The sequence below is a fragment of the Helicobacter sp. genome, assembly GCF_022770205.1.
Taxonomy (GTDB): domain Bacteria; phylum Campylobacterota; class Campylobacteria; order Campylobacterales; family Helicobacteraceae; genus Helicobacter_D.
Genome location: NZ_JALEIK010000014.1, coordinates 1 through 25259 on the forward strand (window position 1 = coordinate 1; position 25259 = coordinate 25259).

The 25259-nt window shown below is 35.4% G+C and carries 24 protein-coding genes, 1 tRNA gene and 5 pseudogenes; 22 read left to right on the forward strand and 8 right to left on the reverse strand.

Going from position 1 to position 25259, the window contains the following annotated elements; genetic code table 11:
• Positions 1-141, forward strand: a pseudogene (locus tag MRZ19_RS02035) (methyl-accepting chemotaxis protein); the annotation flags it as partial.
• A 6-nt stretch (positions 142-147) separates the two neighbouring features.
• On the opposite strand, the gene panC reads toward MRZ19_RS02035, so the two are convergent.
• Positions 148-993, reverse strand: a complete 846-nt coding sequence (panC, locus tag MRZ19_RS02040; RefSeq protein ID WP_291029827.1) for a pantoate--beta-alanine ligase — start codon at positions 991-993, stop codon at positions 148-150.
• 114 nt (positions 994-1107) lie between these two features.
• Here panC and MRZ19_RS02045 point away from each other — a divergent pair, with 114 nt between their 5' ends.
• The 10 genes and pseudogenes from MRZ19_RS02045 to MRZ19_RS02090 all read left to right on the forward strand — a co-directional run bounded on the left by MRZ19_RS02045 (position 1108) and on the right by MRZ19_RS02090 (position 9855).
• Positions 1108-2034, forward strand: coding sequence for a hypothetical protein (locus tag MRZ19_RS02045; RefSeq protein ID WP_291029829.1), 927 nt, complete (start codon positions 1108-1110; stop codon positions 2032-2034).
• A gap of 50 nt (positions 2035-2084) precedes the next feature.
• Positions 2085-2160: transfer RNA gene (locus MRZ19_RS02050), tRNA-Phe, on the forward strand.
• Positions 2161-2450: 290 nt separating this feature from the next.
• Positions 2451-3435, forward strand: a pseudogene (locus tag MRZ19_RS02055) (extracellular solute-binding protein); the annotation flags it as partial.
• 10 nt (positions 3436-3445) lie between these two features.
• Positions 3446-4768: an esterase-like activity of phytase family protein gene (locus MRZ19_RS02060; protein WP_291029831.1), complete on the forward strand. Its 1323-nt coding sequence runs from the start codon at positions 3446-3448 to the stop codon at positions 4766-4768.
• A gap of 2 nt (positions 4769-4770) precedes the next feature.
• Positions 4771-5572 (forward strand): annotated as a pseudogene (locus MRZ19_RS02065) (alkaline phosphatase family protein).
• 2 nt (positions 5573-5574) lie between these two features.
• The gene (gene glpQ / locus MRZ19_RS02070; RefSeq protein WP_291029833.1) at positions 5575-6606 is read left to right on the forward strand and encodes a glycerophosphodiester phosphodiesterase; all 1032 of its coding nucleotides are present in this window, start codon (positions 5575-5577) and stop codon (positions 6604-6606) included.
• Positions 6607-7443 (forward strand): ABC transporter permease, encoded by an 837-nt coding sequence (locus MRZ19_RS02075; protein WP_291029835.1) that lies wholly within the window; start codon positions 6607-6609, stop codon positions 7441-7443.
• Positions 7444-8226, forward strand: a pseudogene (locus tag MRZ19_RS02080) (ABC transporter permease).
• Positions 8227-8228: 2 nt separating this feature from the next.
• The gene (locus tag MRZ19_RS02085) at positions 8229-9224 is read left to right on the forward strand and encodes an ABC transporter ATP-binding protein (RefSeq protein WP_291029836.1); all 996 of its coding nucleotides are present in this window, start codon (positions 8229-8231) and stop codon (positions 9222-9224) included.
• Positions 9218-9855, forward strand: a pseudogene (locus MRZ19_RS02090) (HAD-IB family hydrolase). The gene MRZ19_RS02085 and the pseudogene MRZ19_RS02090 overlap by 7 nt, the downstream one beginning before the upstream one ends.
• 30 nt (positions 9856-9885) lie before the next feature.
• Here the strand turns inward: MRZ19_RS02090 and MRZ19_RS02095 are convergent.
• Positions 9886-10641: a MetQ/NlpA family ABC transporter substrate-binding protein gene (locus MRZ19_RS02095; protein WP_291029904.1), complete on the reverse strand. Its 756-nt coding sequence runs from the start codon at positions 10639-10641 to the stop codon at positions 9886-9888.
• 298 nt (positions 10642-10939) lie between these two features.
• On the opposite strand from MRZ19_RS02095, the gene MRZ19_RS02100 reads away from it, so the two are divergent.
• Both MRZ19_RS02100 and MRZ19_RS02105 read left to right on the forward strand, forming a co-directional pair.
• Positions 10940-12364: a catalase gene (locus MRZ19_RS02100; protein WP_291029838.1), complete on the forward strand. Its 1425-nt coding sequence runs from the start codon at positions 10940-10942 to the stop codon at positions 12362-12364.
• 37 nt (positions 12365-12401) lie between these two features.
• Positions 12402-12866: an ankyrin repeat domain-containing protein gene (locus MRZ19_RS02105; protein WP_291029840.1), complete on the forward strand. Its 465-nt coding sequence runs from the start codon at positions 12402-12404 to the stop codon at positions 12864-12866.
• Here the strand turns inward: MRZ19_RS02105 and MRZ19_RS02110 are convergent.
• A complete protein-coding gene (locus tag MRZ19_RS02110) occupies positions 12856-13506 on the reverse strand; it encodes a methionine ABC transporter permease (RefSeq protein ID WP_291029842.1) in 651 nt (216 codons plus the stop codon). The genes MRZ19_RS02105 and MRZ19_RS02110 overlap by 11 nt on opposite strands.
• Complete coding sequence (locus MRZ19_RS02115) at positions 13499-14461, reverse strand: methionine ABC transporter ATP-binding protein (protein WP_291029844.1); 963 nt, start codon at positions 14459-14461, stop codon at positions 13499-13501. Before MRZ19_RS02115 ends, MRZ19_RS02110 begins: the two co-directional genes overlap by 8 nt.
• Positions 14462-14525: 64 nt before the next feature.
• On the opposite strand from MRZ19_RS02115, the gene MRZ19_RS02120 reads away from it, so the two are divergent.
• A complete protein-coding gene (locus MRZ19_RS02120; protein ID WP_291029846.1) occupies positions 14526-14858 on the forward strand; it encodes a hypothetical protein in 333 nt (110 codons plus the stop codon).
• Positions 14859-14988: 130 nt separating this feature from the next.
• Here MRZ19_RS02120 and rdgB read toward each other — a convergent pair whose 3' ends face one another.
• On the reverse strand, positions 14989-15603 hold the full coding sequence (gene rdgB, locus MRZ19_RS02125; protein ID WP_291029848.1) for an RdgB/HAM1 family non-canonical purine NTP pyrophosphatase: 615 nt from the start codon (positions 15601-15603) through the stop codon (positions 14989-14991).
• A gap of 70 nt (positions 15604-15673) precedes the next feature.
• On the opposite strand from rdgB, the gene MRZ19_RS02130 reads away from it, so the two are divergent.
• The 4 genes from MRZ19_RS02130 to MRZ19_RS02145 are packed head-to-tail and all read left to right on the forward strand — an operon-like array spanning position 15674 to position 20668.
• The gene (locus tag MRZ19_RS02130) at positions 15674-17035 is read left to right on the forward strand and encodes an MFS transporter (RefSeq protein WP_291029850.1); all 1362 of its coding nucleotides are present in this window, start codon (positions 15674-15676) and stop codon (positions 17033-17035) included.
• Positions 17029-19509 (forward strand): DNA methyltransferase, encoded by a 2481-nt coding sequence (locus tag MRZ19_RS02135; RefSeq protein WP_291029852.1) that lies wholly within the window; start codon positions 17029-17031, stop codon positions 19507-19509. Before MRZ19_RS02130 ends, MRZ19_RS02135 begins: the two co-directional genes overlap by 7 nt.
• A 15-nt stretch (positions 19510-19524) precedes the next feature.
• The gene (locus MRZ19_RS02140; protein ID WP_291029854.1) at positions 19525-19869 is read left to right on the forward strand and encodes a hypothetical protein; all 345 of its coding nucleotides are present in this window, start codon (positions 19525-19527) and stop codon (positions 19867-19869) included.
• 31 nt (positions 19870-19900) lie between these two features.
• The gene (locus tag MRZ19_RS02145) at positions 19901-20668 is read left to right on the forward strand and encodes an ATP-binding protein (RefSeq protein WP_291029856.1); all 768 of its coding nucleotides are present in this window, start codon (positions 19901-19903) and stop codon (positions 20666-20668) included.
• Here the strand turns inward: MRZ19_RS02145 and MRZ19_RS02150 are convergent.
• Positions 20665-20865, reverse strand: coding sequence for a hypothetical protein (locus MRZ19_RS02150; RefSeq protein ID WP_291029858.1), 201 nt, complete (start codon positions 20863-20865; stop codon positions 20665-20667). The genes MRZ19_RS02145 and MRZ19_RS02150 overlap by 4 nt on opposite strands.
• A 159-nt stretch (positions 20866-21024) precedes the next feature.
• Here MRZ19_RS02150 and MRZ19_RS02155 point away from each other — a divergent pair, with 159 nt between their 5' ends.
• Positions 21025-21348 (forward strand): ubiquinol-cytochrome C chaperone family protein, encoded by a 324-nt coding sequence (locus tag MRZ19_RS02155; RefSeq protein ID WP_291029860.1) that lies wholly within the window; start codon positions 21025-21027, stop codon positions 21346-21348.
• Between the two features lie 20 nt (positions 21349-21368).
• Entirely contained in the window at positions 21369-21620 is a 252-nt protein-coding gene (locus MRZ19_RS02160) for a hypothetical protein (protein WP_291029862.1), read from the forward strand.
• Between the two features lie 16 nt (positions 21621-21636).
• On the opposite strand, the gene MRZ19_RS02165 is transcribed toward MRZ19_RS02160, so the two are convergent.
• The gene (locus tag MRZ19_RS02165) at positions 21637-23283 is read right to left on the reverse strand and encodes a protein hydE (protein ID WP_291029864.1); all 1647 of its coding nucleotides are present in this window, start codon (positions 23281-23283) and stop codon (positions 21637-21639) included.
• The gene (locus tag MRZ19_RS02170; RefSeq protein ID WP_291029866.1) at positions 23280-23819 is read right to left on the reverse strand and encodes a HyaD/HybD family hydrogenase maturation endopeptidase; all 540 of its coding nucleotides are present in this window, start codon (positions 23817-23819) and stop codon (positions 23280-23282) included. The genes MRZ19_RS02165 and MRZ19_RS02170 overlap by 4 nt, the downstream gene beginning before the upstream one ends.
• A gap of 176 nt (positions 23820-23995) precedes the next feature.
• Between MRZ19_RS02170 and MRZ19_RS02175 the strand changes: the two genes are divergently transcribed.
• Both MRZ19_RS02175 and MRZ19_RS02180 read left to right on the forward strand, forming a co-directional pair.
• Positions 23996-24649 carry a hypothetical protein gene (locus tag MRZ19_RS02175; RefSeq protein ID WP_291029867.1) on the forward strand — a complete coding sequence of 218 codons (654 nt, stop codon included), beginning with the start codon at positions 23996-23998 and terminating at the stop codon, positions 24647-24649.
• The gene (locus tag MRZ19_RS02180) at positions 24646-25257 is read left to right on the forward strand and encodes a hypothetical protein (RefSeq protein WP_291029869.1); all 612 of its coding nucleotides are present in this window, start codon (positions 24646-24648) and stop codon (positions 25255-25257) included. Before MRZ19_RS02175 ends, MRZ19_RS02180 begins: the two co-directional genes overlap by 4 nt.
• Positions 25258-25259 lie beyond the last annotated feature (2 nt).

Genomic DNA, 25259 nt, shown 5'->3' on the forward strand with positions numbered 1-25259 from the left:
CAAATCAATGAAGCCATTGCACAATTAGAATCTGTAACACAAGATAATGTAAGTGTTGCAAACCATACAAGTGATATTTCTACAAATGTCAATAAGATTGCTGATGATATTTTAGGAGATGTGAATAAGAAGAAGTTTTAAGATTCCTTAAAACCATAAATTATCTAATAATCGCACGCCTTCTATGCGTGCTACAATTAGCACTAAGGTGGAATCCTTTTTGATTTCTAGCAATTCTTTTAACTCCCTATTGACAATTACTAGATATTCTACTTCTATGCCTTGTAAAATTTCTAAGGCGATTTTTTTTAATGTTTTAGACTCTATAACTCCCTGCATTATCGCATTTGTGATTGCATTTAATGCGCTAGAGATTTTTAAGGCTTCTTTTTTACCATTTGCGCTTAAATACGCATTGCGCGAACTGAGTGCTAATCCTTCTTGTGTGCGAACAATTGGGCAAGGCACAATGGTAATGGGCAAAAACAAGTCCTCTACCATTTTTTGAATGATTAAGAGTTGTTGTGCATCTTTTTGTCCAAAAAATGCTTTTGTGGGTTGTGTGAGATTAAAGAGTTTTAACACCACTTGTAGCACGCCATTAAAATGCCCCGGACGCATTTTTCCTTCTAGCACATTTGCTAGAGTTTTTGGGGCATTAAAGGTGGTTTGTAAGGTGGAATCCAAGGGATACATTTCTGTAATCTCAGGCATAAAGACAAGTTCAACACCTGCTTCTTGGCAGGTTTTTAAATCTTCTTTTTGTTTTCTAGGATATTTGTCAAAGTCTTCGTTAGGGGAGAATTGTGTGGGATTGACAAAAATAGACACGATTGTGTAATCGCATTGCTCTTTACTTTGTGTGATAAGGGATAAATGTCCATTATGCAATGCGCCCATTGTAGGAACTAAACCTAGAGTTTTATTGGGATTTTCAGCTTTAAGCTTTGCAATGTGGTAGCGTAGTTGTTGTGTGGTCGTAAAGATTAGCATTTGCGATTCCTTATTTGTGTTTGCAAGAAAGCTTGAATTATGCGCATATAAAGTTAAAAAATAAATAAAACAATATAAATATGTTAGAATGCGCCAAAATCAATAAGGGGTTGTATGCAGGGATTAAAAGACTTAATAAAGATTTCAGATGCGGATTATCTTAGCATTTATGAAAGAGTGATTTTATCGCAGACAAATGAGGGTGAAGAGATTTTAGTGCCTTATATGCCAATGGGAAATTTTGCCTTTGAAGCAGCGATTAATGAGCGAAAATGCTTAGTGTATGATGATAATCCACTCATTAAGATTAACTTTGAATCGGAGTTTTTTTATCCTACTTTTTCAGGGATTAGGAATCGTCTAGCTGAGATTAAAATCACACGCAATTATTCAGATTGTGGCGTGAAGCAGTTTTTGGATTCCAAAACTTATGATGAAGTGATGAGCGTTAGAGAGTTTTTGGATTCTGCATCTAGGGATTTTGTGAACTTATGGATTAAGCGTTTGGTTTCTGAAGCATTAAAAATGCCACAAATTGTAGATAATACAATCTCTGCCCCCAAATATTTTGACATAAGAGAACTTGCCTTACACACATATAAGGCTGTGCTATCTAATATTGATCCGATGAAAATTTTAATTTTACATTATTATGTGCCAAGTTTCTTTGACAATGAAAGTGCAGTAGATGCTGTGCTAAATGGAAGAAAAGTTAAAATGGCATATTATGCACCTTATGTGTTGAATCCAGAAATTTATTTTGAAAAACATTTGCTTAAGATGTGGTTTTCAGGCATTACTAAAGAGCGTTTAAATGCTGCGCAAGTTAGTAGTGCAGAATGTGAGAATCGTGAAAAAAAGGACTTTTTGTCTTTGCATAAAAAGCTAGAAAGTGGAGGAATGATTTTTGTGGAGAAGGCAAAAGATTATAGCTTAGATGGGTTTTTTAAGCTTGCTTTGTTTTACGGATATGAAAATCTCAAAGCATTCTGCGATACAAAGGGCAATGCGATTTATTTGCTCCGCAAACTTGGGGCTTAAGTTTTAGTTAAATGTTAAATGCTATAATTGCAACTCTTTTTTTATAAAAAGGCTCGATAGCTCAGTCGGTAGAGCAGGAGACTGAAAATCTCCGTGTCGGTGGTTCGATTCCGCCTCGAGCCACCATTGAAACTTTTAAATCTACAAAATTTTATAAAATCCCTTAAATACCGCTACTTAATGATTCTTTTTATGTTGTCTGCAAGAGTAATGCGTATGTGTGATGCGCTCAAGTTAAGGCAATCAGAGCAGAAATAAATTTTGCGAATATTTTACAAATGCTATACAGAATAGACACATAACTAAGCCATACTTGCAAAAAATCTTTTGAAATAAGGATAAGAATGGAAGCAGTAAAAAGAATCGTGATAAAGGGGATTGGAATCTTTTTTCTAGGGGCGTTAGCGTTGTATGGAATTGATGAGAGTTTGATCCAATCTGCGCAAAAAGAAGGTAGAGTAAATTCTTTAGGGATGCCTGATGCGTGGGCAAATTGGAAAGAAACTTGGGAAGATTTAAAAAGCTTATATGGGATAGAGCATAGCGACACAGATATGAGTTCAGCCCAAGAGATTGCGAAGTTTAAAGCGGAGAGAAAAAATGCAAGTGGGGATATAGGAGATGTTGGAATCTCTTTTGGTGATGTTGCGATTAAGCAAGGTGTTACGCAACCTTTTAAAACAAGTTATTGGGAGCAGATTCCACAATGGGCAAAGGATAAAGAATGGGCATTGGATAGTGGCATACACAGGGACGATTGCCTTTATTGTGAATAAGGAAGTGGTGAAAAATCCCCCTAAAAGTTGGCAGGAGTTATTACAAAGCAATTATAAGGTAACTGTTGGTGATGTGAGCGTGGCGGCTATGGCAATTAATGGTGTCTTAGCAGCAAATTATTCCTTAGGTGGAGATGAGAGTGATTTAACACCTGCGCTTGATTATTTTGCAGAAATTGCAAAGCAAGGCAGACTAGTAACAAGTGATGTGTCTTTATTAAATCTTGAAAAAGGTGAAATAGAGATTGGAATCATTTGGGATTTTTTAGGCTTAGGATATAGAGAAAAGATTGGAAAAAGTCGCTATGATGTGTTTATTCCAAGCGATGGAAGTATTACTTCAGGCTATGCAACGATTATTAATAAGTATGCAAAACACCCTAATGCTGCAAAACTCGCTAGAGAATTTATCCTATCAGATAAAGGGCAAATCAATCTTGCAAAAGGCTATGCAAGACCTATAAGGGCGGATTTTTTAAGCTTGCCTGAAGATGTAAAAGATAATCTTTTACCAAGTGAGCAATATCAAAACGCAAAGCCTATAAAAGATCAAAAAATCTGGGAAAAAACTTCTAAAAAACTTCCAGCACTTTGGCAGGAAAAAGTTATTGTTAATATGAAGTAAAGGAGAAGTGATGAGAAAAATTTTATGTTTCTTATGTTTATACAGTGCTTTATTTGCCACAAATGCGTATGAAGCAAAGCTTGCGGGGCATATTGTTATCCCTGCGGAAAATTTTATTGACGCCCCTAAAGATGCGCCTACTTTTTTACAAAGCACGGGGAAGTTTTTACGCACAACAAGAAATGAAAATCTAGGAGCTTTTGATGCAAATTATGTGGAGGAAGAAACGCCTAATGCTTTTAAGATTCCTTTTAAAAAACAAGCATTGCAAGGGCATAGTGGGATTAAATTTGCAGAGGATAAGAGCTATTGGCTTTTAAGCGATAATGGCTTAGGCACTAAGAAAAATTCTGCGGATTCTATGGTGTTTATCCATCAGTATCAATTTGATTTTAATAAGGGAGATTATAAACATCTTAAAACCCTATTTTTTAATGATAAAAATAAAAAATTTCCCTATCTTATCAACCTTGAAGGCACAACAAGCAGATATTTAACAGGGGCGGATATAGATCCTGAGAGCTTTCAAATCATCGGTAAGAGTTTTTGGGTAGGAGATGAGTTTGGACCATTTTTGTTAGAATTTGACGAGAAAGGCACTTTAAAGGAAGTGTTTGATGTGAGTTTAAACGGAGAGCCTATTTTATCGCCTGATAATCCTTCTTTACAGCTTTCAAATCCAGATAAAGTGGAAAATAAAGCTAACATTAAACGCTCTAAAGGCTTTGAAGCAATGGCAAGCTCTAAGGATAAAACCAAACTCTATCCTATGCTAGAATATGCGATGTTTAAAAACGGAGAGTATGAAAATAATGGGGGTAAAAATTTCCTAAGAATCTTAGAGTTTGATATCAAGGCTAGAAAATTCACAGGCAAAAGCTATACTTACACGCTAGAGAGCAATGCACATTCTATTGGGGATTTTAATATGATTGATGAAAAATACGGCTTAATTATAGAAAGAGATGATACCGAAGGCACGATGGATAAGGCTTGTAATGCGCAAACAACAAAGCATTGCTTTAAAAACCCGGCTAAATTTAAAAGAATTTACAAGGTTAAGCTTGATGAGAAAAAAGGCGTTGCGGAAAAAATCGCTTACATTGATCTTATGAACATTAGCGACCCAGAAAAAATCGCTAAAAAACCTTTGGTAAATGGTAAGTTTGTTTTTCCTTTCTTTACCATTGAATATGTGGATATTGTGGATTCTAAACATATTGTTGTAGCAAATGATAATAATTTTCCTTTTTCAGCAAGCAGAGAGCCTTTTATCCCTGATGATAATGAAGTGATTTTGCTAGAAGTGGAAGATTTTTTAAAGGCTAAGTGAGTATGAAGCGTTGTATTTTGGTAGTCTTAGATGGTTTAAATTACGATGTTGCTTATGAAAATATGGGCTTTTTACAAGCCTTGTGCGAAGAAAATGTAGGGAAGCTCTACAAAATGCAATGTGAGCTTCCAAGCATATCACGCCCCTTGTATGAGTGTATTTTAACGGGAGTAAAGCCTGCCTTAAGTGGAATCGTAAATAATCACTTAGGCTTTTCTACGCAAAAAAGCATTTTTTGATTATGCTAAAAATGCAGGTTTAAAGGCAGGTGCGGCAGCGTATCATTGGATTTTTGAGCTGTATAACAAAATGCCTTTTAATCCCTATTTGCACCGCTATGTTGATGATGAGTCCTTACCTTTGCCTTATGGGAGTTTTTATTGTGAGGATGATTATTTGGATTCTCATCTTTTTATGGATGGGGAAAATTTACGCTTAAGAAAAAACCTAGATTTTTTTACTCATACATTCTATGAATATTGATGATAGTGGGCATAAGTTTAATCTTGCTTCAAAAGAGTATGCAAACGCCACAAAAAAGCAGATTATATCCTTTCTACCTTACTTCCAAATTGGCTAAAAGAAGGGCTTAGTGTCATCATCACTTCAGATCACGGGATGAATACAGCCCACACACACGGGGCTTGAGCGATGAAGAGAGGCTTGTGCCGTTTTTTGTTTTTGGAAAAAAGCTTTTCTTTAAAAGAGTGTGAAATTTCACAAACGCAAATTTGTGGAACAATTTGTGAAATTCTAAACATAGCACACGATAAAACAGCGTGCAAAATGCTATTGAAGGAGTGATAATGAAAAAGATGATTTTTGCTCTAATGCTTTTAGGTTTAAATCTTTTTGCAAGTGATAAGCTTATTATCGCACACAGAGGTGCGAGTGCATACTTGCCAGAAAGCACGCAAGAAGCAATGGTTTTAGCACACGCAATGGGCGCACATTATGTGGAATTTGATCTTGTTTTAAGCAAAGATAATATTCCTGTGATTATCCACGATTTATATTTGGATAATCTTAGTGATGTAGCACAAAAGTTTCCACAAAGAAAGCGTGAAGATGGGCATTATTATGTGATTGACTTTACCTTGGATGAACTTAAGACTTTGAAAATGAGCGAAGTTTTTACACTTAAGGATGGCAAGCAAGAGCAAAAATATCCTAAGCGTTGTCCGATGGGGGATGCTTCTTTTGCTATTAGCACATTGTCTGAGATGATAGAGTTGATACAGGGGCTTAATCAAGTCTTTGGCAAAAATATAGGATTTTGCATTGAGATTAAAAAGCCTTGGTTTCACAAACAAGAAGGCAAGGACATTTCAAAAGTTGTCTTAGAAATTTTTAAAAATTATGGGCTTGACACAAATAATCTTTATTTTTCTAGTTTTGATTATCCTGAGCTAGTGCGTATTAAAAAAGAATTATTGCCTCAAATGGATATGGATGTCAATCTTGTGTTTGCATTGGGCAAAAATGAATGGAATGAAACTTATGCACTAGAAAATGGAAAGTGGGTAGCATTTGACTACACTCCTTTTCAATCGGGTAAAAGGAATGCTGAACTTGCAAAAATTGTAATGGGAATCGCCCCTAATTATAATGAACTTTTTACCATTAAAGAGAATAAAGCACAGCCCAACGCCTTTGTCAAAAATGCGCATAAGCATAAGCTCAAAGTGTTTGTTTGGACGCATAGAGCAGATGCTTTGCCAAGCTGGACGCAATCCTCTGATGCGTTATTAGACGCAATTCTTTTTAAAGCAGGGGCAGATGGTGTCTTTACGGATTTTCCTGATTTAGGATTGCAGTTTTTAAAGAAAGTGCAATAAATGCGTATTAAAATACTCTCTTGTGTGAGTCTTTTACCAATTTTTGCCATTTTTATTGCGTTTTTAATCCTTCCTCTTGGTTGGATTCTTATGAATGCTTTTTATGCAGAAGAGTTGGAATCTTATTCTTTAGAAAATTTTAGGAGAATTTTTGCCTCACAATTTTATCTCCAAAGCATTGTGCAATCCCTTAGTGTGAGTTTTTATTCTAGTGTTATTGGGCTAATTATAGCAACTTTAACAAGTTATTCTATTTATGCACTTAGTCCTTCAAAGCTTGCTTCTTTTTTGTTCTCCTTAAATACGATGTTTAGCAATTTTGCTGGGATTCCTTTAGCCTTTGCGTGCATTATTATTGCGGGTAATAATGGGGTTGTGAATGTTTTGTTAAAAAGTATGGGGATTGAGCCATTTTTTAGCATTTATTCTAATATTGGAATCAATTTAGTGTATATTTATTTTCAGATTCCTCTTGGGGTTTTGCTTTTATTTCCTGCATTTAAAAGTTTAGAAGAATCCCACAAGCAAGCTTCAAAAATTCTAGGTGCTAGCAATGTTGTCTATTGGATAAAAATCGCCTGCCCCCTGTTAGCTCCTGCGCTTTTAGGTGTTTTTGTGATTTTATTTGCCAATGCAATTGGTGCGTATGCAAGCATTTATGCCTTAAATAGCAATTTTAACATTCTGCCCATTAGAATCACAAGTTTAGTCGCTGGCGATATTAGTCTTGACCCTTATTTGGCAAGTGCTTTGAGCGTGGTTTTAATGGTGATTATGCTAGGGATTACTTTGGTTGCAAATTTTATGAGTAAAAAATACAATTTTAAGGCGTTATAAATGAAAAATACATTGTCTTTAAAGGCTAGGATTTATCATTATAGCCTTTTATTTTTTGTGTTTCTTTTTATGGCTTCACCCATTGCTGCTACTTTATTGTATTCTCTTTCTACTTCTTGGGGGGTCAGTGTTTTGCCTGATGGCTTGACACTAAAATGGTATGCAGAGCTTTTTAGGGATATGCGCTTTCTTGCTTCTTTGTTAAGAAGTTTTATTGTGTGCTTTGGTGCGATTTTTTAGCAATTGTTTTGATTTTTTCAATGGTTTTACTTGCGAATTTGTATTATCCTAAGCTAAAAAGCTTCTTTAATGTGCTTGTTATAATGCCTTTTGCAGTTCCGGGCGTTGTTTCTTGTGTGGGGCTTTTGCAATTGTATGCAGAAAGTTTAGTAGGGAGTGCTTTTATTTTGATTTTTGTGTATTAATTTGTGTGTTGCCCTTTATTTATCGCGCATTAGACAATGCTCTTAATCCTTTAAATCTCAGGGAGTTGATGGATTCTAATGCAATGCTAGTGGAAGTGTTTTTCAAGGCTATTTTCAAATTGATTTTACCTAATATTAAAAATGGAATCCTTGTTGCTATTTTTTTGTCTTTTTCCTTTTTGGTTGGAGATTTCCTTTTTGCAAACCTACTAGTTGGTAGCTCTTATGAAACCTTACAAGTTTATCTCTATCACATAAGAGGAAAGAGTGGACATTATGCAAGTGCCTTTGTATTTTTTTATTTTTTTTGATTTTTTTAGCAACTTTTATTGCAAGCATTTTTAGTATGAAGGAGTGAATATGTCTTATCTTAAAATTAAGCATTTGAAAAAATCCTATGGGGATAAAGCGATTTTTGATAGCATAGAGTTTTCTGCTAAAAGGGGGGAGTTTGTAACGCTTTTAGGACCAAGTGGTTGCGGAAAATCTACACTTTTGCGATGTATTGCGGGATTAAGTTCTGTTGATACAGGTAAAATTTCTCTTGCAGATAAAGACATTACAAAACTCAGTCCGCAAAAAAGAAATATTGGAATGGTGTTTCAAAATTATGCACTTTTTCCCAATTTAAATGTGTTTGAAAATGTTGCCTTTGGTTTGAAAATCAAAAAAGTGCATAAAAAAGAGATAGAAAAAAGAGTGAAAAAAATGCTAAAACTCGTAGAATTAGAGGATTTTAGCAAAAGTTATCCCCATAGCTTTAGCGGAGGACAAGCGCAAAGAGTGGCACTAGCGCGCTCTTTAATCACAAAGCCTGATTTGTTGTTGCTTGATGAGCCTTTATCTGCCCTTGATGCTAAAATCCGTAAGCATTTAAGGGCGCAAATTAAAGCCATTCAAAAAGAATTCCATCTTACTACAATTTTTGTAACGCACGACCAAGAAGAAGCCCTAGAGCTTTCTGATAGAATCATTTTAATGCACCAAGGGGAGATTTTACAAAATTCCGATGCACAAAATTTATATTTACTTCCTAAGAATCGCTTTGTGGCAAGTTTTATAGGAAATTACAATATTCTTAGCCCAAAGGATTTAGATTTGCTTAATCTTTCCCATTCTTTTAAAGAAGACATCGCTTTAAGACCAGAAACCATAGAAATTAGTGGTACACAAGGGGTGAAGGCAAAGATTAAAGAAAAAATTTTATTAGGAAATGTGATTCGCTATAAGGTAAAAATAAAGGATTTAGAGTTAAAAATTGATACTTTAAATTTTAGCAATTCTAGCCATTTTAATGTGAATGATAATGTTTATCTTAAATTCCATTTAGAATTTGCTAAGGAGCTAACTTGCTAGCCTTATTTGATTTAGACGGAACATTAATACAAAATGATAGTGCGCAATTATGGATTCAATTTTGCGTTAAACAAGGAATCCTAGAGCATTCTTGCTTGCAACAAGCTACACTTTTTCAACAACAATACCACGCAAAAACGCTTGATATGAGTGCATACATTGCATTTTTTTGCGCAGTGTTCAAAATAAAAGTAGACAAGAGGTGGAATCTTTAAGCGACGCTTTTATCACGCAATATATCAAGCCCCATACAAAAGCCCATAGTCTTATTGCAAAGCATAAGCAAGATCGTTGCATTGTGATTTCAGCTACGGCAGATTTTTTAGTGCGCAAAATTGCTAAACATTTAGGCATTGAAGAAAGCATTGCAGTTACTTGCGTGCTCCATAATGGAATCTTTAGCGGCAAGAGTGAGGGCATTTTTAGTTTTCAAGAGGGGAAGATTTTGCGCTTAAGAGAGTATTTAAAAGAGGATTATGATGCTTTGATGCAGGATTCCTATTTTTATACGGATTCTATTAATGATTTACCATTGTTGGAAAATGTTTCAAAGCCTGTTGTGTGTAATGGTGATGCGGAGCTTTTAAGGATTGCAAAGCAAAGAGGTTATGCCTGCGTGGATTTAGCTTAAATCCACTGGCAATCCTTTAAGAAAGAATGATTAAAAGCTAGGGAGAATTGCGCCTTTGTATTCCTCTGTAATAAATTGTTTAACTTTTTCACTTTGTAGGGCGTTAATCAACTTTTGGATATTAGGATTGTTTTCATTGCCTGCTTTTACTACAAGGATATTTGCATAAGGAGAGTCTTTGTCTTCAATGGCGATGGCATCATTGAGGGGATTTAATCCAGCTAGTAATGCAAAATTTGTGTTAATCACAGATGCGCTTACATCATCTAAAGTGCGTGCAAGTTGTGGGGCATCTATTTCTTTAAATTTTAGTCCTTTTGGATTTTCTACAATGTCTTGCACGCTAACAAGCTCTACATCGCCTTTTAGAGCAATGAGTCCATTTTTTTCTAAGATTCTAAGTGCGCGTGCACCATTGCTAGGATCATTTGGGAGTGAGATTAAATCGCCTTCTTGCAATTCCTCTAAGTTTTTAATGGTTTTAGAATACACACCCATTGGTTCAATATGGATTCCTCCTACGCTGACTAAATTTGTTTTGTGTTCTTGGTTAAAGGAATCTAAATAGGGCTTGTGTTGGAAGAAATTTGCATCCAGCGAGCCATCATCTAAAGACTTATTGGGAGTTACATAATCTGTAAATTCCTTGATTTCAAGCACTATACCATCTTTTTCTAAAAGCGGTTTAATTTGCTCTAAAATTATTGCGTGTGGTTCTGGAGTAGCACCTACGATGATTTTTTCTGTTTGTGCTTGACTTGCGGTGTTATCCTGTGTGGATTCCATTTTAGAATCACAACCGCTAAAGACTGCTGCTGTAAGCAACACACCTAAAGTACCTAATGTAAATTTGCTAAAAATCGTTTTTGTTAGCATAATTTTTCCTTTTTAAATAAAATCGTTTGCGTTTTTTAACATAGGAATCCTTAAATTCCTGTTTCATTATGTTTCATATTTTAATGGATAAAAAATATTATTTAGTATTTTTTATTAAAAAATGAAAATGTAGGATTTATTTTTGTTATAATGTTTCTTAAGATAATTCACACAATTATCTATCAAATTTCACTATTAAGGAGAGTTAATGAGGAATCTAACAAATGATTTTGGTAACATTGTTGCGGATAATCAAAATTCATTAAGCGCAGGATCTAAAGGACCGCTTTTACTACAAGATTATATTTTGCTTGAAAAACTTGCGCATCAAAATAGAGAGAGAATCCCAGAGAGAACCGTCCACGCAAAGGGAAGTGGAGCTTATGGAGAGCTTAAAATCACAGCAGATATTTCTCAATACACAAAGGCGAAAGTTTTCCAAAAAGGTGAGGTTACGCCTTTGTTCTTGCGCTTTTCAACCGTTGCAGGTGAAGCAGGGGCAGCAGATGCTGAGAGAGATGTTAGGGGTTTTGCGATTAAATTTTATACAAAAGAAGGAAATTGGGATTTAGTAGGCAATAATACGCCAACATTCTTTATCCGCGATGCGTATAAATTTCCAGATTTTATCCATACGCAAAAGCGTAATCCCCAAACGCATTTAAGAAGTAATAATGCTGCCTGGGATTTTTGGACACTTTGTCCTGAAGCCTTGCATCAAGTTACAATTCTAATGAGTGATAGAGGGATTCCAGCAACTTATCGTCATATGCACGGATTTGGAAGCCATACTTATAGCTTCATTAATGCTAAGAAGGAAAGATTTTGGGTGAAATTCCATTTTAAAACACAACAAGGCATTAAGAATCTTACAAATGCAGAAGCTGAAAAAATCATTGCAAAAGACAGAGAGAGCCACCAAAGAGATTTGTATGAAGCGATTAAAAAAGGGGATTTTCCAAAATGGAAAGTGCAAGTGCAAATTCTAGCAGAGAATGCAACAGATAAACTAGGCTTTAATCCTTTTGACTTAACGAAAGTTTGGCCACATAGTGTTGTGCCCCTTATAGATATTGGTGAAATGGTGTTAAATAAGAATCCGGAAAATTATTTTAATGAGGTTGAGCAGGCAGCATTTAGCCCTAGTAATATTGTTCCTGGCATTAGCTTTAGTCCTGATAAAATGCTCCAAGCTAGAGTCTTTAGCTATCCTGATGCGCATAGGTATAGAATTGGGACAAATTACCACTTGCTTCCTGTTAATCGTCCAAGAAGTGAAGTGAACACTTATAATGTTGCAGGTGCGATGAATTTTGATGTTTATAAAAATGGCGATGCGTATTATGAGCCAAATAGCTGTGCAGATAGCCCAAAAGAAAATTCCGCTTATTTAGAGCCACCATTGGCACTAGAGGGTGATGCACAAAGATATTCGCCATTAGATGAGGATTTTTACACACAGCCTAGAGCGCTCTTTAATCTTATGAATGCAGAGCAAAAACAACAGCTCTTTAGCAACATCGCTGGAAGTATGGAAGAGGTAGAGGATGCTATCATTCAAAAGGCGTTGAAGCATTTTGAAAACATTTCTCCTGATTATGCAAAAGGTGTAAAAGAGGCTTTAGGTAAGTAATTTCTGCCCCTTGTGGGCGGTTATAAAAGGATAAAAAATGTCTTTAACTCAAGAAGAAGAAAAAAGGTTTGAAGAATTAGGAAAGATGGCGTTTAACTTTGCTAGGAATAATCAATGTGATGATTTAGAAGTGATGATAAAAGCGGGTTTGAATGTTAATTTAAAAACGCATAAAGGGGATAGCCTTTTAATGCTAGCTGCTTATCATAATGCTTTAGAAACCGCACAAATGCTATTAGAAAATGGCGCAAGAGTAGATGAAAAAAATGATAGAGGGCAAACCCCTCTTGCTGGTGTATGTTTTAAAGGGTATTTGCCAATGTGCAAATTATTAGTAGAAAATGGAGCGAATATTGATGAAAATAATGGCTTAGGTATGACGCCTTATAGTTTTGCGATTATGTTTAGGAGAAAAGAGATTGCAGAATTTTTACTCCAACACTCCAAAAAAAGTTTATTTAAAAGAGGTGCATTAAAAGTGTTAAAATTATTTAACGCTTAAGCTTCTTATAGAGAAAATCTCCAAGACTTTGGATAATTTGCACTAAGACAATTAAAATCAAAACGGTGTATAACATAATATCAGTTTGAAAACGATAATAACCATATTTGATTGCAATATCTCCAAGCCCTCCACCTCCTATTGCTCCTGCCATCGCGCTAAAACCTACGACTAAAATTAATGCAAGTGTGATTCCACTAATTATGCTAGGAAGGGCTTCAACAAACATAATACGAAAAATGATTTGTAAGTTTGTTGCTCCAAAACTAAGGGCTGCTTCAATCACGCCTTTATCCACTTCTTTAAGTGCATTTTCAATAATCCGCACAATAAAGGGAGCTGCACCTATGCTTAAAGGCACAATTGCCGCTGTTGCGCCTATGCTTTTACCCACAATAATTTGTGTCAAGGGAAACAAAACCACCATTAAAATCAAAAACGGAAAAGAGCGCAAAGTGTTTGTAATGCTATCTAGTACCCTAAACACAAACGCATTAGGCGACAATCCATTGGGGGCACATAGCATTAATAGCACACTAGGCAAAATTGCTAGGATTGTTGCAATCAGTGTTGCAAGCACGCTCATATATAAAGTATCAAAGGTTGCCTCTAAAAGTAAATGAAACATTTTGCTATCCATTTATCATCTCCCAAATTGCCCCTTGTGCGTCTAAATAGTTACAAACGCTCTCTTTTGCGCTTTCTTTAATATTAATCACAAGCACGCCAAGTGCTACACCATTAAAAGATTCCAAATTCCCCCACACAATGCTAAAGTTTATCTCTAATGCCCTTGCCATTTGTGTGATGATAGGGTTTTGCGCAATGTTCTTAGGGAAGTAGATGCGGATATTTAGCCCACTTTGTGGCAAGATTTCATTTTCTCCTAAAAACTCTCTCATTTTAGGATCTGGCGATAAAAATAAATCTTCTATCGTGCCACTTTTTAGTACCTCCCCATTTTCCATAAAAGCAGCTTCTTCACAGAGTGTTTTAACCACTTCCATTTCGTGCGTTACAAGCACGATGGTAACGCTTAATTCTTTGTTGATGTTTTTAAGCAATTCTAAAATCGCCCCTGTAATGTTAGGATCAAGTGCGCTTGTTGCTTCGTCACTAAGGAGTAGCATAGGGTTTAAAACTAAGGCTCTTGCGATTGCCACGCGCTGCTTTTGTCCACCACTTAGTGCGTTTGGGTAGGAATTTGCCTTATCTTTTAAGCCTACAAGCTCTAAAAGATTCTTAATTTTTTGGTTGTCAATTTTAAGATTTGCGCATTGCAGGGGCAAAACAACATTTTCCCACACACTTTTGCGTTGCAATAAGGAAAAATGCTGAAAAATCATTCCAATTTTTTGACGCAAGGCTCGTAAATCTTTTACATTAAGTTTTGAAACTTCTAATCCATCAATGTTAATTGAACCACTATTTATGGATTCCAATCCATTAAAAGTTCTTAATAATGTGCTTTTGCCAGCACCACTATGCCCCACAAGCCCAAAGATAGAACCTTTTTTAATGTTTAGATTAATATCTTTTAAAACTTCCAAATCACCAAAGCTTTTGTGGAGATTTTTTACCTTGATTAAATCCATTTTATTCCCAAGTTTTGATAAAATTTCGCAATTCTAGCAAAAAAAGAAATCAAAGGTAATCGCCGTGCGTAAAATACTATTGAAAATTTTTGGTTTATTGCTGTGTGGAGTGAGTTTAAAGGCACAGCCTTGGGTGATGTTTAGCGATAAGGATGATACTTATTTGTATGACCAAGCAAGTGGAAATGTATATATTCGCATTAAAAAGGGTGGCAAAAATTATGAAGATACCTTTGTAAAAATGGGCGTTTTAGATTCCATTAATGGTAAGAAAAAGTCTGTGACAGAACCAAAAAACACGGAATCTAAAAGCGAGTTAGAGGAGCAAAAGAAGCTTTTAAAACAGGCTCAAGAGCTACAAAGAAGCATTCAAGGCGCACTTTTAGGTGGAGAGTAGGTTTAATAAACTTGAAAGCCTTGCGGTTAGCTTATGATAGATATTCTTGCTTTTTAAAATTTCACGCACAAAAGCAATAAAATGTTCGTAAAAAAATAAAGCAAGTTTTAATCTAAATGCGATTTTAGCTTTAAGTCTTTAAGGTGCGAAGAATATAGCTTGCACGCATTAAGGCTTGTGTGCGGTGTGAGATTGCGTTTTTTTCTTCACTGCTTAATTCTGCTAGCGTTTTGTTAAAGCCTTTGGGAATAAACATAGGGTCATAGCCAAAGCCATTTTTGCCTTTGGGTGTGCTAATCACACTTCCATACATAAAGCCGTGCGCACTAAAATCCCCTTGTGCGCTAGAGATTCCAATGCACGCACAATAATGCGCCTTTGAAGTTTTGCTAGGGAGTTTTGCAACTTCAGCGCAGAGCAAGTTTAGATTATCTGTTGCATTTCCTCCGCTATATCTTGCGCTATGGATTCCGGGTTTGCCACCAAGTGCTTCAACGCAAATCCCGCTGTCATCAGATAGCACAATATCGCTGTGGCGCAAAACGCCCTTTAGCGCATTAAAAACTGCTTTAGATTTAATTAGCGCATTTTCCTTAAAACTCTCTCCATTTTCTACAATCTCAAAAGGCATTATAAGTCTATCCCACGCTAGAATTTCTAAATGTAATGCTTTGCATAGGGGGCTATAAATCTCCCTAATTTCTTTAATTTTATCTGCATTGGAAGTTGCCAAAATTAAGCGCATATTGCTACCTTGTATAAGTTTTTATTAGCTAGAATTGCAATTTTAGAATTTTAGCAAAAGGATTGTAAGAATGGCAAAAGATTCTTTGGTCAAACAAAGTTTGCCGCTAAGTTTGATATTAGGCTCACGCTTTTTTGGACTATTTATTGTAATGCCTGTGCTTTCACTCTACACTCTATCACTTCCGGGTGTAACGCCTCTTTTAGTTGGAATCGCAGTAGGTGGATATGCCTTAACACAGGTGCTTTTTCAAATCCCCTTTGGGTTTTTAAGCGATAAATTTGGACGCAAAAGTATGATTGCCATTGGGCTTGTCATTTTTGCGCTTGGTTCTTTAATTTGTGCTTTAAGCGAAGACATTTATATGCTAATTTTAGGACGCCTTTTGCAAGGAGCAGGTGCTGTTGGTGGCGTTGTTAGTGCGATGATTGCAGATTTAGTTAAAGAAGAGAATCGCACAAAGGCAATGGTATTTATGGGGGCAACGATTTCTTTAAGTTTTACCATAGCATTGATTTTAGGTCCGATTCTAGCGGGAAGCTTTGGTGTGCCAAGTTTGTTTTGGATAACCTGTGCTTTAGCTTGTATTGCTTTTGTTGTTCTTATTGTTACTGTGCCAAATGCACCAAAAATCACTTACAGCTTTAGAAATGCAGAGCGTAGCAGTGTTTTAAAAAATAAAAATTTGCAAATTATGAATTTGACAAATTTCTTACAAAAAGGCTTTATGACTTTAGCACTCTTAGTGATTCCAATTGCGCTTGTAAAGGGCTTTGATATGTCTAAAGGAGATTTATGGCAGGTGTATGTTCCTGCAAGTTTGCTAGGGTTTTTTGCGATGATTCCAGCGGCGATTGTTGCAGAAAAAAAAGGTAAGTTTAAGGCGGTTATGATTGTTGGAATCTTATTTTTTGCATTAGCGTATTTGTTGATGTTAAGCCAAAGTAAAGCAGTGTTTATCTTTGGCGTGCTTGTGTTTTTCATCGGGTTTTCCATCCACGAACCCATTATGCAAAGCCTTGCAAGTCGCTATTGTAAGGCTTATCAAAAGGGAAGTGCTATGGGAATTTTTACTGCTTTTGGCTATTTAGGTTCATTTTTTGGAGCAGTTTTAGGTGGGCATTTGTATGAATTTTTTAGCATTTTATCCCTTGTGGTTTTTGTAGTGATTGCGTGTTTTGTGTGGATTTTAATCTTTGCTTTCTTGGCAAATCCAGCAATGCAAAAAAATCTCTATCTACCCCTTGCAAATTCCACTGCAAACGCTTCTTTAGAGTCTTTAGCGCAACTTAGCGGGATTTTAGAGTGGTATATTAATGAAAGTGAGCGTATAGCGGTGATTAAATACGATAAGCACATTATTGACAAAGATAAGATTTTAGAGTTTATTAATAAGCATTTAAAGGACTGCTTTAAGGAGCTAGAATGCTAGAATTTGACTTTGCACAATTTGAAAATAAAGAGTTTTTGCAAGATTTTAAAGAGGATTCGGTAAGAGAGCTTATCATAGCCCCGCTATTAAAGGCACTTGGTTTTGACACGCAAGGTGATTTTAAAGTAGCGCGCTCTAAAACCCTTACAAACCCCACAATCACAGGCTCAAACAAAAAAATAGGCGCGAAAGACTTGATGCGCCCAGATTACACACTTTATATAAAATCCAAACCTCATTGCATTTTAGACGCAAAAGCCTCCACAGAATCCATAAACCAAGAGAGTAACAACGAACGCCAAGTCTTTTACTACGCAATCAACAAGGCGATAAAGTCCCCATATTACGCCCTATGCAACGGCTTAGAATGGACACTCTTTAGCACTAACACGCAAGAAATGCTAGAAACTTTTACCTGCCAAGAGTTGTTTTATAACACAAGCAAGCGCAATCTCTTAAAGCAGTATTTAACCACACCGCCTAACTCTTTAAAGCAAGCCCCCACGCACACAAATATGACGTCAAAAAAGCCTGATGAATGGTATTTAACAAGAGAATTGCCAAAAATCATAATAAAACCCAAAAAAAGAGAAAAGGCAAGACATTATGGTTGCTCCGCCTACTTTACGAGACAAAGTTGGGATATTGTAGAGAGAAATATTAAAAACTTTACCGATGAAGGCGATGTAGTGCTAGACCCCTTTGGTGGTAGTGGTGTTACTGCAATAGAAGCGATGATGAATGGTAGAATTGGAATCCACGCTGATTTAAATCCCTTAAGCGTTTTTATCACAAAGGCTTTAAGCGCGCAATGCGATTTAGACTTGCTTTATGATAGCGCAGAAGAGATTTTAGAAGAACTTGAAGCGATGCGACCAAAGAATGGAAAAGAAGCAAAGGCATTCTTAAAAAACGCTAAATACTACCCTAACGCCATTGACAATGAGTTTGGAAAAACTGCCACACAAAAAGAGCAAGATAGCACATTTTGGATTCCGTATGATGAAATTTTACCTAAAGGTAGCAATGTGGATTCTCTCTTAGGACTTTTTACTTCTAAACAATTAGTAGAACTAGCCTTTTTAAGACAATTAATTTTTAAAAAAACCATTCCAAGTGGAAATAAAGAAAACAGAATCCTAAAGCGCAATTTACGCTATTCTTTACTGCTTGCATTTTATAATACCATTAATGTTGCCAACCTAACATATCACATATCAAATCATAAAGGACTTACTGATAAAGCAGGTGATAGTTCAATTTTTAGATATTATCGTTATCGTGTCGCAAAGAATCCAACACTGATTGATGTTGGTGATATATTCAAAAGTAAAATTGACAGGATAATTAAAGGAAAAAAGGAATTACAGCCCTCCCCCCATCAGCAATCCACTTTTTACAAAGCCTATTATCAGCCCTTAAAATCCGTGATTAAAGACTTTAGCGGAACTTTGCTAGTAAATAGAGAGAATTTAGAACAATTAGATTCTATGGAATCCAAAAGCAATGGCGATAAAATCTTCCAAGCAGATGCTACAAATTTAAAAGAGATAGAAGACCAAAGCATAGATTTTATCTACACAGATCCGCCCTATGGTGCTAAGATTCCATATTTAGACTTAAGCACAATGTGGAATGCGTGGCTTGACTTCCCTATAAATAGAGAGATTAGAGAGAAGGAATGTATAGAAAAAGGAAGCCTAGAAAAAACGCGTTATGATTATTATGATTTAATGAAAAAAAGCCTAAAAGAAATGTATAGGGTGCTGAAGTTTAACCGCTGGCTTGCCTTTGTGTTTCAGCACGAAGATGTAAGACTTTGGCAAACCCTTGTAGAAGCCGCTGAAAATCTAGGATTTGAATATGTCAGTAGTATGCGTCAAGAAAATGGACAAACTACATTTAAAAAAAGACAAAGACCTACACGCATATTAAATGGGCAACTTATTATTTATTTTAAAAAGGTAGATAATGCAAAATCACGCACAAAGATTGAAGTTGGAGAAAATATAATAGAAAGAATATTTAAAGATATTGAAGAGATTATCGTTGAGAGAGATGGGGCGACCGCAGATGAAATTTGGAATAATCTTATTATTAAAGCAGTTGAAGGTAATTATACCGATAAAATTGTAAAACGATTTGAAGACTTTATTCTTATCATTAATGAGCGATTTGCGTGTGATAAGAACGACAAATACCATTTAAAAGAGTTTTCTGGCTTTAGCAACTATGAAATTCCATTAGAGCGCAGGGTGGAATATTTTATAAAAGCAATTTTAGGTAGAGCGCAAGAAAAAAACAAAGGCGTAAGCTTTGATGATATAGTTTTTGAAGTAATACCACTTTCAAAAAATGGTGTGCAAGCAAGTAAAAAACTTATAAGAGAAGTTTTAAAATTGTTAGCTTATGAACGCAATGGGCTTTGGTATCGCAAAGAACGCAAGCCTAGTCTTTTTGATAATTTAGATTAATTTAAGGGAAAATCAATGGAATTCAAAGGCTACATCAAAGACACACAAAAAGAAGTAAGTTTTATCATAAAAGATAATGCGCTATTGCCTAAAGAAGCACAAGACGCAGAAGCATTACAAGAAGCTTGGGAATTTGATAGCGATGGTTTTTTGGAATTTATGGAATCCTTAAATGATGCTGTAAGCGACCCTAAAGAAAAGCTAGAAATCCTTATAAATCCGCAAGATTATGTATTTTTATATGCTAGCGATATTTATGATAGAGTATATTATGGATTAGGACCTGATATTAGCCAAGAAGAAGTAGAAGCAGAACTTGATAGAGTGTATTGCGAAGAAGTGATTTGTCAATTTGAATAGTTTAATTTAATGAGAAAAATTAAGGAAACCAATGCGAGTGGAAATTAGCAAAAAAATCTTAAAAATCACAGGGCAAACCAATGCGCAACTAGGGCTTATTAAAGAAGGCGATAGAGTGCTTTTAGGCTTAAGCGGGGGGAAGGATTCCATATTGTTGGCTACTTTGCTTGCTAGATTGAAGCAATATGCTCCCTTTGATTTTGAGTTTAAAGCGATAACTATTGATTATGGGCGCGGTGGAGAATACGACTACATCTTTGAATACTGCGAAAAACACGGAATCCCTTATGAACTCTACCGCACAGAGATTTATAAGATTTTAGAAGAGAATAAAAGAGAAGGGAGCGTGTATTGTAGCTTTTGCTCGCGTATGCGTAGGGGTGCGCTCTACACAAAAGCGCTAGAAGGCGGATACAACAAGCTGGCTCTAGCGCATCATTTAGATGATGCGGCAGAGAGTTTTATGATGAATCTAACTTATAATGGTGCATTGCGTTCTATGCCACCCATTTACAAGGCGGAGAATGGACTTTTTGTCATCCGTCCTTTGATTTTTGTAAGAGAGAGACAAATCATAGACTTTATCGCTAAAAATAATATTTACATAGCCCCTGATTGCAACTGCCCGATAATGTGGCAAAAGGATGATAAACGCCCCTTTGCAAGGGAGAAAACCAAGCAAATGTTAAAGGAAATGGAGGAGGCAAATCCAGATTTTTTCACTTCCTTAAAAGTGGCATTAAGCAATGTGCATTTAAAGAGTCTTTTTGATACGAAATATTTAGATAAACAAGATTAAGATTGAGATTCCTTGTCAATTTGACGAATTAGCTCTTCAATTTCTTTTGTGTAGAAATCATCACAATTTATTTTTTCCCGTAGTTTGAAACCTGCTTCAATAATTGCAAAAAGTTCAGGTTTTGTGTATTTCCAGCGTTGCAATGTGCGTGTTGTAATTTTTAAAATTCTAGCTTTGTCTTGTTGTGTGTATTTCATAAAAGGCTTTCTTATTAAATTTTAAGCATTAAACAATGATTCCTATTAATCTAAAATTACGAAATATATTCATATAAAATAATTAATTTAAGAAATTATTTCGTATAATATTATGTATTTTTAGAAAGGAGAAAAGATGGCAATACTAGATTTACAGAAATGCTTACTAATAACGATTTGGTAAAATATAAATATCCAGAGCACAAAGAATACATAGATTTAATTTTAGAGGAACTTCAGTTTTTTGGAGGCAATTCTATTGTGAATGTATTTAGAGGTGGAAAGGGTGTGCTTTACAAAGAAATTCTATGTGATGTTTGTGATAAATTGAAAGTAAATTACAATGAAACATCATCAACACAAATCATTGAAGAAAATTTATTTGCAAAAATATTAGAAGATTATATAAATAATTTATCTCCAGAAGATATGAAAAAGATTGGAGGAGAGTTAATGTTTCTTTTAGCACTAAAGCGTCCTTAACTGCTAGCTTGCAAGCAATAATGAAAGCAAAAGGTTTTGCAACTTATAAATTAACGGTTATTGTAGCCAATGCGTTTTGGAAATTTATTTTTGGGAAAGGCTTATCTTTTGCAACTAATGCAACATTGACTAAAACTTTATCTGTATTCTTAGGTCCTATTGGTTGGACTGCTTTTGATATTGCTAGCCCAGCTTATAGAGTAACAATTCCAGCAGTGATTCAATTAGCGTATTTAAGACAGCTTTTAAAGCAAAAGAAAAGTGTAAATTAGTAACATAACTTTTACACTATTGGTGTGTAAACTCCATAGTTTCACAGGCAAAAGTTTCTGAAGTCTTAGGAAGATAATGTAAAAACTGATTTAAAAATTGCTTGTTGAAAAACATTTCTCCACAAAGAACTATGCCTTGTGTGTGGTAGTTTTCATTCATATCACGGCTAAGGTTTGCAAAAAACTCTGCTAAAGAATCTAAAATTCCAAAGCAAAGTAGGGGAGTTTCAACACCAGCAAGTTTAAAACTCATCACAGAACGCAAAGTGCGTAGTGTGTTAAGAGAAATTTTACCTTCGCTATCGCGCTCCAAGCGGAAGTCAATGCGTGGTCCCTTTTGCCCCATAAAGTTAGCAGAACTTTGTAAAACTTGCTTGTAAGCGTGTTGCAAATCTGTTTCGTTCCCTAAATCTAATAAAACTCCTGCCATTCCTATTAAATCTAGTAAATTTTCAGAGATGATGGAATCTTTAGGCAAGGATTTTAAATGCGCAATCAAGGTTTCATTTTCTTTTGTGAAGTTTTTAAGTAGGCTTTGCGTAGTTGCATTAAGCGATTCTAAAGTAGCAATGGTATTGCTTAAATTGGATTCAAAGCTAAATTCTAAGGCTTCTTTAAAGCTATTATCAAAATACACTAAAAAGCGTGTGTTTTGTCTACCTAGATAAACTGCATTTGTGCGCTCTAAATGATTGCTTGTGATTGTGTTTTTAAATGCGTGCAGGTTCGCATTTGGTGTAAAGGGGCTAAAGCTGTGTGCTAGGATTAGCCCATTTTTTGCCACACTAATGTGTAACGGAGGGATTCCATTCTCTAGTTTTTTATCCAGTGGCAATAAATATAAACCTTGATACTCTTCTAAAAATTTGCTTAAAAGCACTAAATGCGGTTCAAAAGGAAGAATCACATTCACAAACGCATTAGGAAAAAAGTCTGCAAAAATGCTTTTTGGACTAAGAGTAATTAAGGGCTTCTCTAGCGTGGCTAGGGCTTGTAAATCTTGCTCTTCTGCTTTAAAGATAAGCTTTGCGCAATCTAAGGAAAAAGGCATAAACATAAAATCATTCAAAAGCTTTGTTTCTTGGGCTTTGCGCTTTTCATCAAGCAAAATAACGGCGTATTTGCCAAAGATTGTTTTTAGAAAAATTTGTTCGCCATTTTTTAGTAATTGTGCATTTGTTTCTAAAGCTTGTTTTAGCTCTGCAGAGTTGCTAATTTCTAGCTTTTTATCCTTTTGCAAAAAAGTAATTTTCTCTTGTTTATAATGGATAAAATCTCCCCACAAATTACAAAAATCTTTAGAATCCTTGTTTGTAAGATTGTGAAGTTCTAAGGGAGTTAAAAAATGGCTTTTAAAGTTGGAATCCTTTTTTAAGATTCCTTGTGTGCTAAAGGATTCTATGAGCGTAAGCTCTTTAAAAGCCCATTGTAAGGATAGCGGAATGTATTGTGTTAGGGTGTTGCTAAATTCTAAAATCTGTTCTTGTGTGCCTCGTGTTTGAAGGCTAATAGAATCGTAATTTTGCACGCATTGCCCTTCTAATTGCTTGCTTTCAAGGGCAGCATATAGGGCTTGTAAAAGGAAGTTTTTAATGGAATCTGTGCTAAATTTTGTATGCTTTAAATTGGCGATATTTTCAAAAGTGTAGCTTGCAAATATCACGCATAGCCTTTATAGGAAAATTTTGCAATCTCTTGTAAATCCTGATTGCCTTTTCTTTCTACAATCACATTAAGCGATTCTAAATATTTAATTGCTTGGGATTCCATAAGTTTAGCCCCTTGTAAAACTTCTTGCGTTAAATCAAAAGTTGTGCTTTCACCGATGATAAAGGGTTTGATTCCTAGAATTTTTGTTGGTGGTAAATCACCTAGCATTTCAATCATTTTTAAGGTTTGGAGTATCTCCACTTCGTGCGCACTTCCTGCCCAAGTGATGGCGTTTGGAATCGCATTAAAGTCAAAAAAATACACATCGCCAACCTTTGCATCGTTTGCATCAATGGAATCCATAATTAGCACAGAATCGTATTGTGAGATAAGCGGGATTAGGTGCTGTGCCATTGTCCCACCATCTACAATATCCACAGAATGCTCACCGCTAAACTTGTAATTGAGCTTTAAGAGATTGGATAAATGCACGCCAATGCCTTCATCGCCAAAGAGAATATTACCTATGCCTAAAATCAGTATTTTCAAAACCCTACCTTAAATTGCTAATTGATTGTGGATTTTACCCAAAACGGATAAAAAATTAAAGGATAAAGTTAAGGTTTATAAAAATTCTAAAATATTATTAATGATAATTATTATTAATATTTTTATAAGTTGAAAATTTATAGAATTCCCGCTATCAAATTTCTTTAAGGTTGGCAATGTCGCTTTTTGATTATTCCCATTGCGATTTTAAACACATTAAAAAGCATAAGGGTATTGTTTATTTAGACACGCAGGGTTATAAAAAACCTTATGGGGATTATTTTGAAGAAGGGCTGATTTTTTCTAAAGATGCTTATGAGGAATTTTTAAAAGAAGAGAATGTCTTTACAAGCTATAAGATTATTATCTTTCCTACGGATATTGACCAGATTTTATTATTTGAAAATAAAAATCAAATTAAAAATTTTTTAACTAATGGAGGAATTCTTTTAAATTTTGCTCCGACTTATTTACAATATTTACCCAAGCTTCCCCTATACACAGCGAGCAAAACACCTATTAAGCTAAGGGATATTGAACCTTTAGAGCACTGCATCACTAGGGGGGTAAAATCCTATGACATAAGTTATAGGCGGGGGGTTAAAGGATTTTTTTCAAGAGGTTTTATAGATTGCCCTAAAAATGCTGAAATTTTTTTAAAGGATAGCGATGGACGATGCGTCGCTTATGTAGATAACACACAAGGGCTGCTCATCCACACAGCAGGGGCAGATTTACTAGGATTTGGGTTTTTTGAAAACAGCACAGCAAAAAGACTAGCTTTTAATCTTTTGCTATGGCTCGAAGGGCATTTAAAGGAGATAGGGTGATAAAAAGAGCTATTGTGCTAGGTGGGAGTTATTTTCATCAGGCTTTGCTTGCAAGGACTGAATTTGCGCATTTGTTTAGTGAGGTAATTTATTTGCCTAAGCTGCATAGTTATGATTTGAAAAATTATGATTGCGTTTTTCTCTCTTCGCGTTTGAATCCTAAATTTTTAAGACTCAATGCGCAAAAATTGCTAGATTATCTGGAGGAGGGTGGAAATATAGCGATTTTAGGTGGAGTGGAGGAGGAGTATTTGCCCCATATAGTTTATAAAGAAGGAGAAGTGAATTTTTGGTGGTGGATTCACGAGGGGGCAGATTTGCCTCTTTTTGCTTTTAATGCAAACCATACATTTTGGAATTTTCTAAGCATTGAGGAGTGTAAGTGGCATTATCACGGCACTTTTAAAGTGGAGGAAGGATGCCAAAGAATACTCATCAATGAAATTGGTGAGAACATACTTTATAAGGATGATTTGCATTTTAAAGGGAGGCTTTATTTGAGTGCCCTAGATCCGGATTTTCACATAGGGCAGGGCTTTATGCCCATTACCTTGCCCTTTTTTGAAAAATACATCCAATGGATTGAATACGACATTTTGAAAGGATAAAT

Excerpts from the sequence above, each read along its gene's own strand:
- panC (WP_291029827.1), bottom strand. The coding sequence starts at position 993 with ATGCTAATCTTTACGACCACACAACAACTACGCTACCACATTGCAAAG.
- MRZ19_RS02060 (WP_291029831.1), top strand. The coding sequence starts at position 3,446 with ATGAGAAAAATTTTATGTTTCTTATGTTTATACAGTGCTTTATTTGCC.
- glpQ (WP_291029833.1), top strand. The coding sequence starts at position 5,575 with ATGAAAAAGATGATTTTTGCTCTAATGCTTTTAGGTTTAAATCTTTTT.
- rdgB (WP_291029848.1), bottom strand. The coding sequence starts at position 15,603 with ATGCGCTTAATTTTGGCAACTTCCAATGCAGATAAAATTAAAGAAATT.
- MRZ19_RS02075 (WP_291029835.1), top strand. The coding sequence starts at position 6,607 with ATGCGTATTAAAATACTCTCTTGTGTGAGTCTTTTACCAATTTTTGCC.
- MRZ19_RS02130 (WP_291029850.1), top strand. The coding sequence starts at position 15,674 with ATGGCAAAAGATTCTTTGGTCAAACAAAGTTTGCCGCTAAGTTTGATA.
- MRZ19_RS02115 (WP_291029844.1), bottom strand. The coding sequence starts at position 14,461 with ATGGATTTAATCAAGGTAAAAAATCTCCACAAAAGCTTTGGTGATTTG.
- MRZ19_RS02045 (WP_291029829.1), top strand. The coding sequence starts at position 1,108 with ATGCAGGGATTAAAAGACTTAATAAAGATTTCAGATGCGGATTATCTT.
- MRZ19_RS02105 (WP_291029840.1), top strand. The coding sequence starts at position 12,402 with ATGTCTTTAACTCAAGAAGAAGAAAAAAGGTTTGAAGAATTAGGAAAG.
- MRZ19_RS02150 (WP_291029858.1), bottom strand. The coding sequence starts at position 20,865 with ATGAAATACACACAACAAGACAAAGCTAGAATTTTAAAAATTACAACA.
- MRZ19_RS02145 (WP_291029856.1), top strand. The coding sequence starts at position 19,901 with ATGCGAGTGGAAATTAGCAAAAAAATCTTAAAAATCACAGGGCAAACC.
- MRZ19_RS02110 (WP_291029842.1), bottom strand. The coding sequence starts at position 13,506 with ATGGATAGCAAAATGTTTCATTTACTTTTAGAGGCAACCTTTGATACT.
- MRZ19_RS02100 (WP_291029838.1), top strand. The coding sequence starts at position 10,940 with ATGAGGAATCTAACAAATGATTTTGGTAACATTGTTGCGGATAATCAA.
- MRZ19_RS02140 (WP_291029854.1), top strand. The coding sequence starts at position 19,525 with ATGGAATTCAAAGGCTACATCAAAGACACACAAAAAGAAGTAAGTTTT.
- MRZ19_RS02175 (WP_291029867.1), top strand. The coding sequence starts at position 23,996 with ATGTCGCTTTTTGATTATTCCCATTGCGATTTTAAACACATTAAAAAG.
- MRZ19_RS02155 (WP_291029860.1), top strand. The coding sequence starts at position 21,025 with ATGCTTACTAATAACGATTTGGTAAAATATAAATATCCAGAGCACAAA.
- MRZ19_RS02160 (WP_291029862.1), top strand. The coding sequence starts at position 21,369 with ATGAAAGCAAAAGGTTTTGCAACTTATAAATTAACGGTTATTGTAGCC.
- MRZ19_RS02135 (WP_291029852.1), top strand. The coding sequence starts at position 17,029 with ATGCTAGAATTTGACTTTGCACAATTTGAAAATAAAGAGTTTTTGCAA.
- MRZ19_RS02085 (WP_291029836.1), top strand. The coding sequence starts at position 8,229 with ATGTCTTATCTTAAAATTAAGCATTTGAAAAAATCCTATGGGGATAAA.
- MRZ19_RS02095 (WP_291029904.1), bottom strand. The coding sequence starts at position 10,641 with ATGGAATCCACACAGGATAACACCGCAAGTCAAGCACAAACAGAAAAA.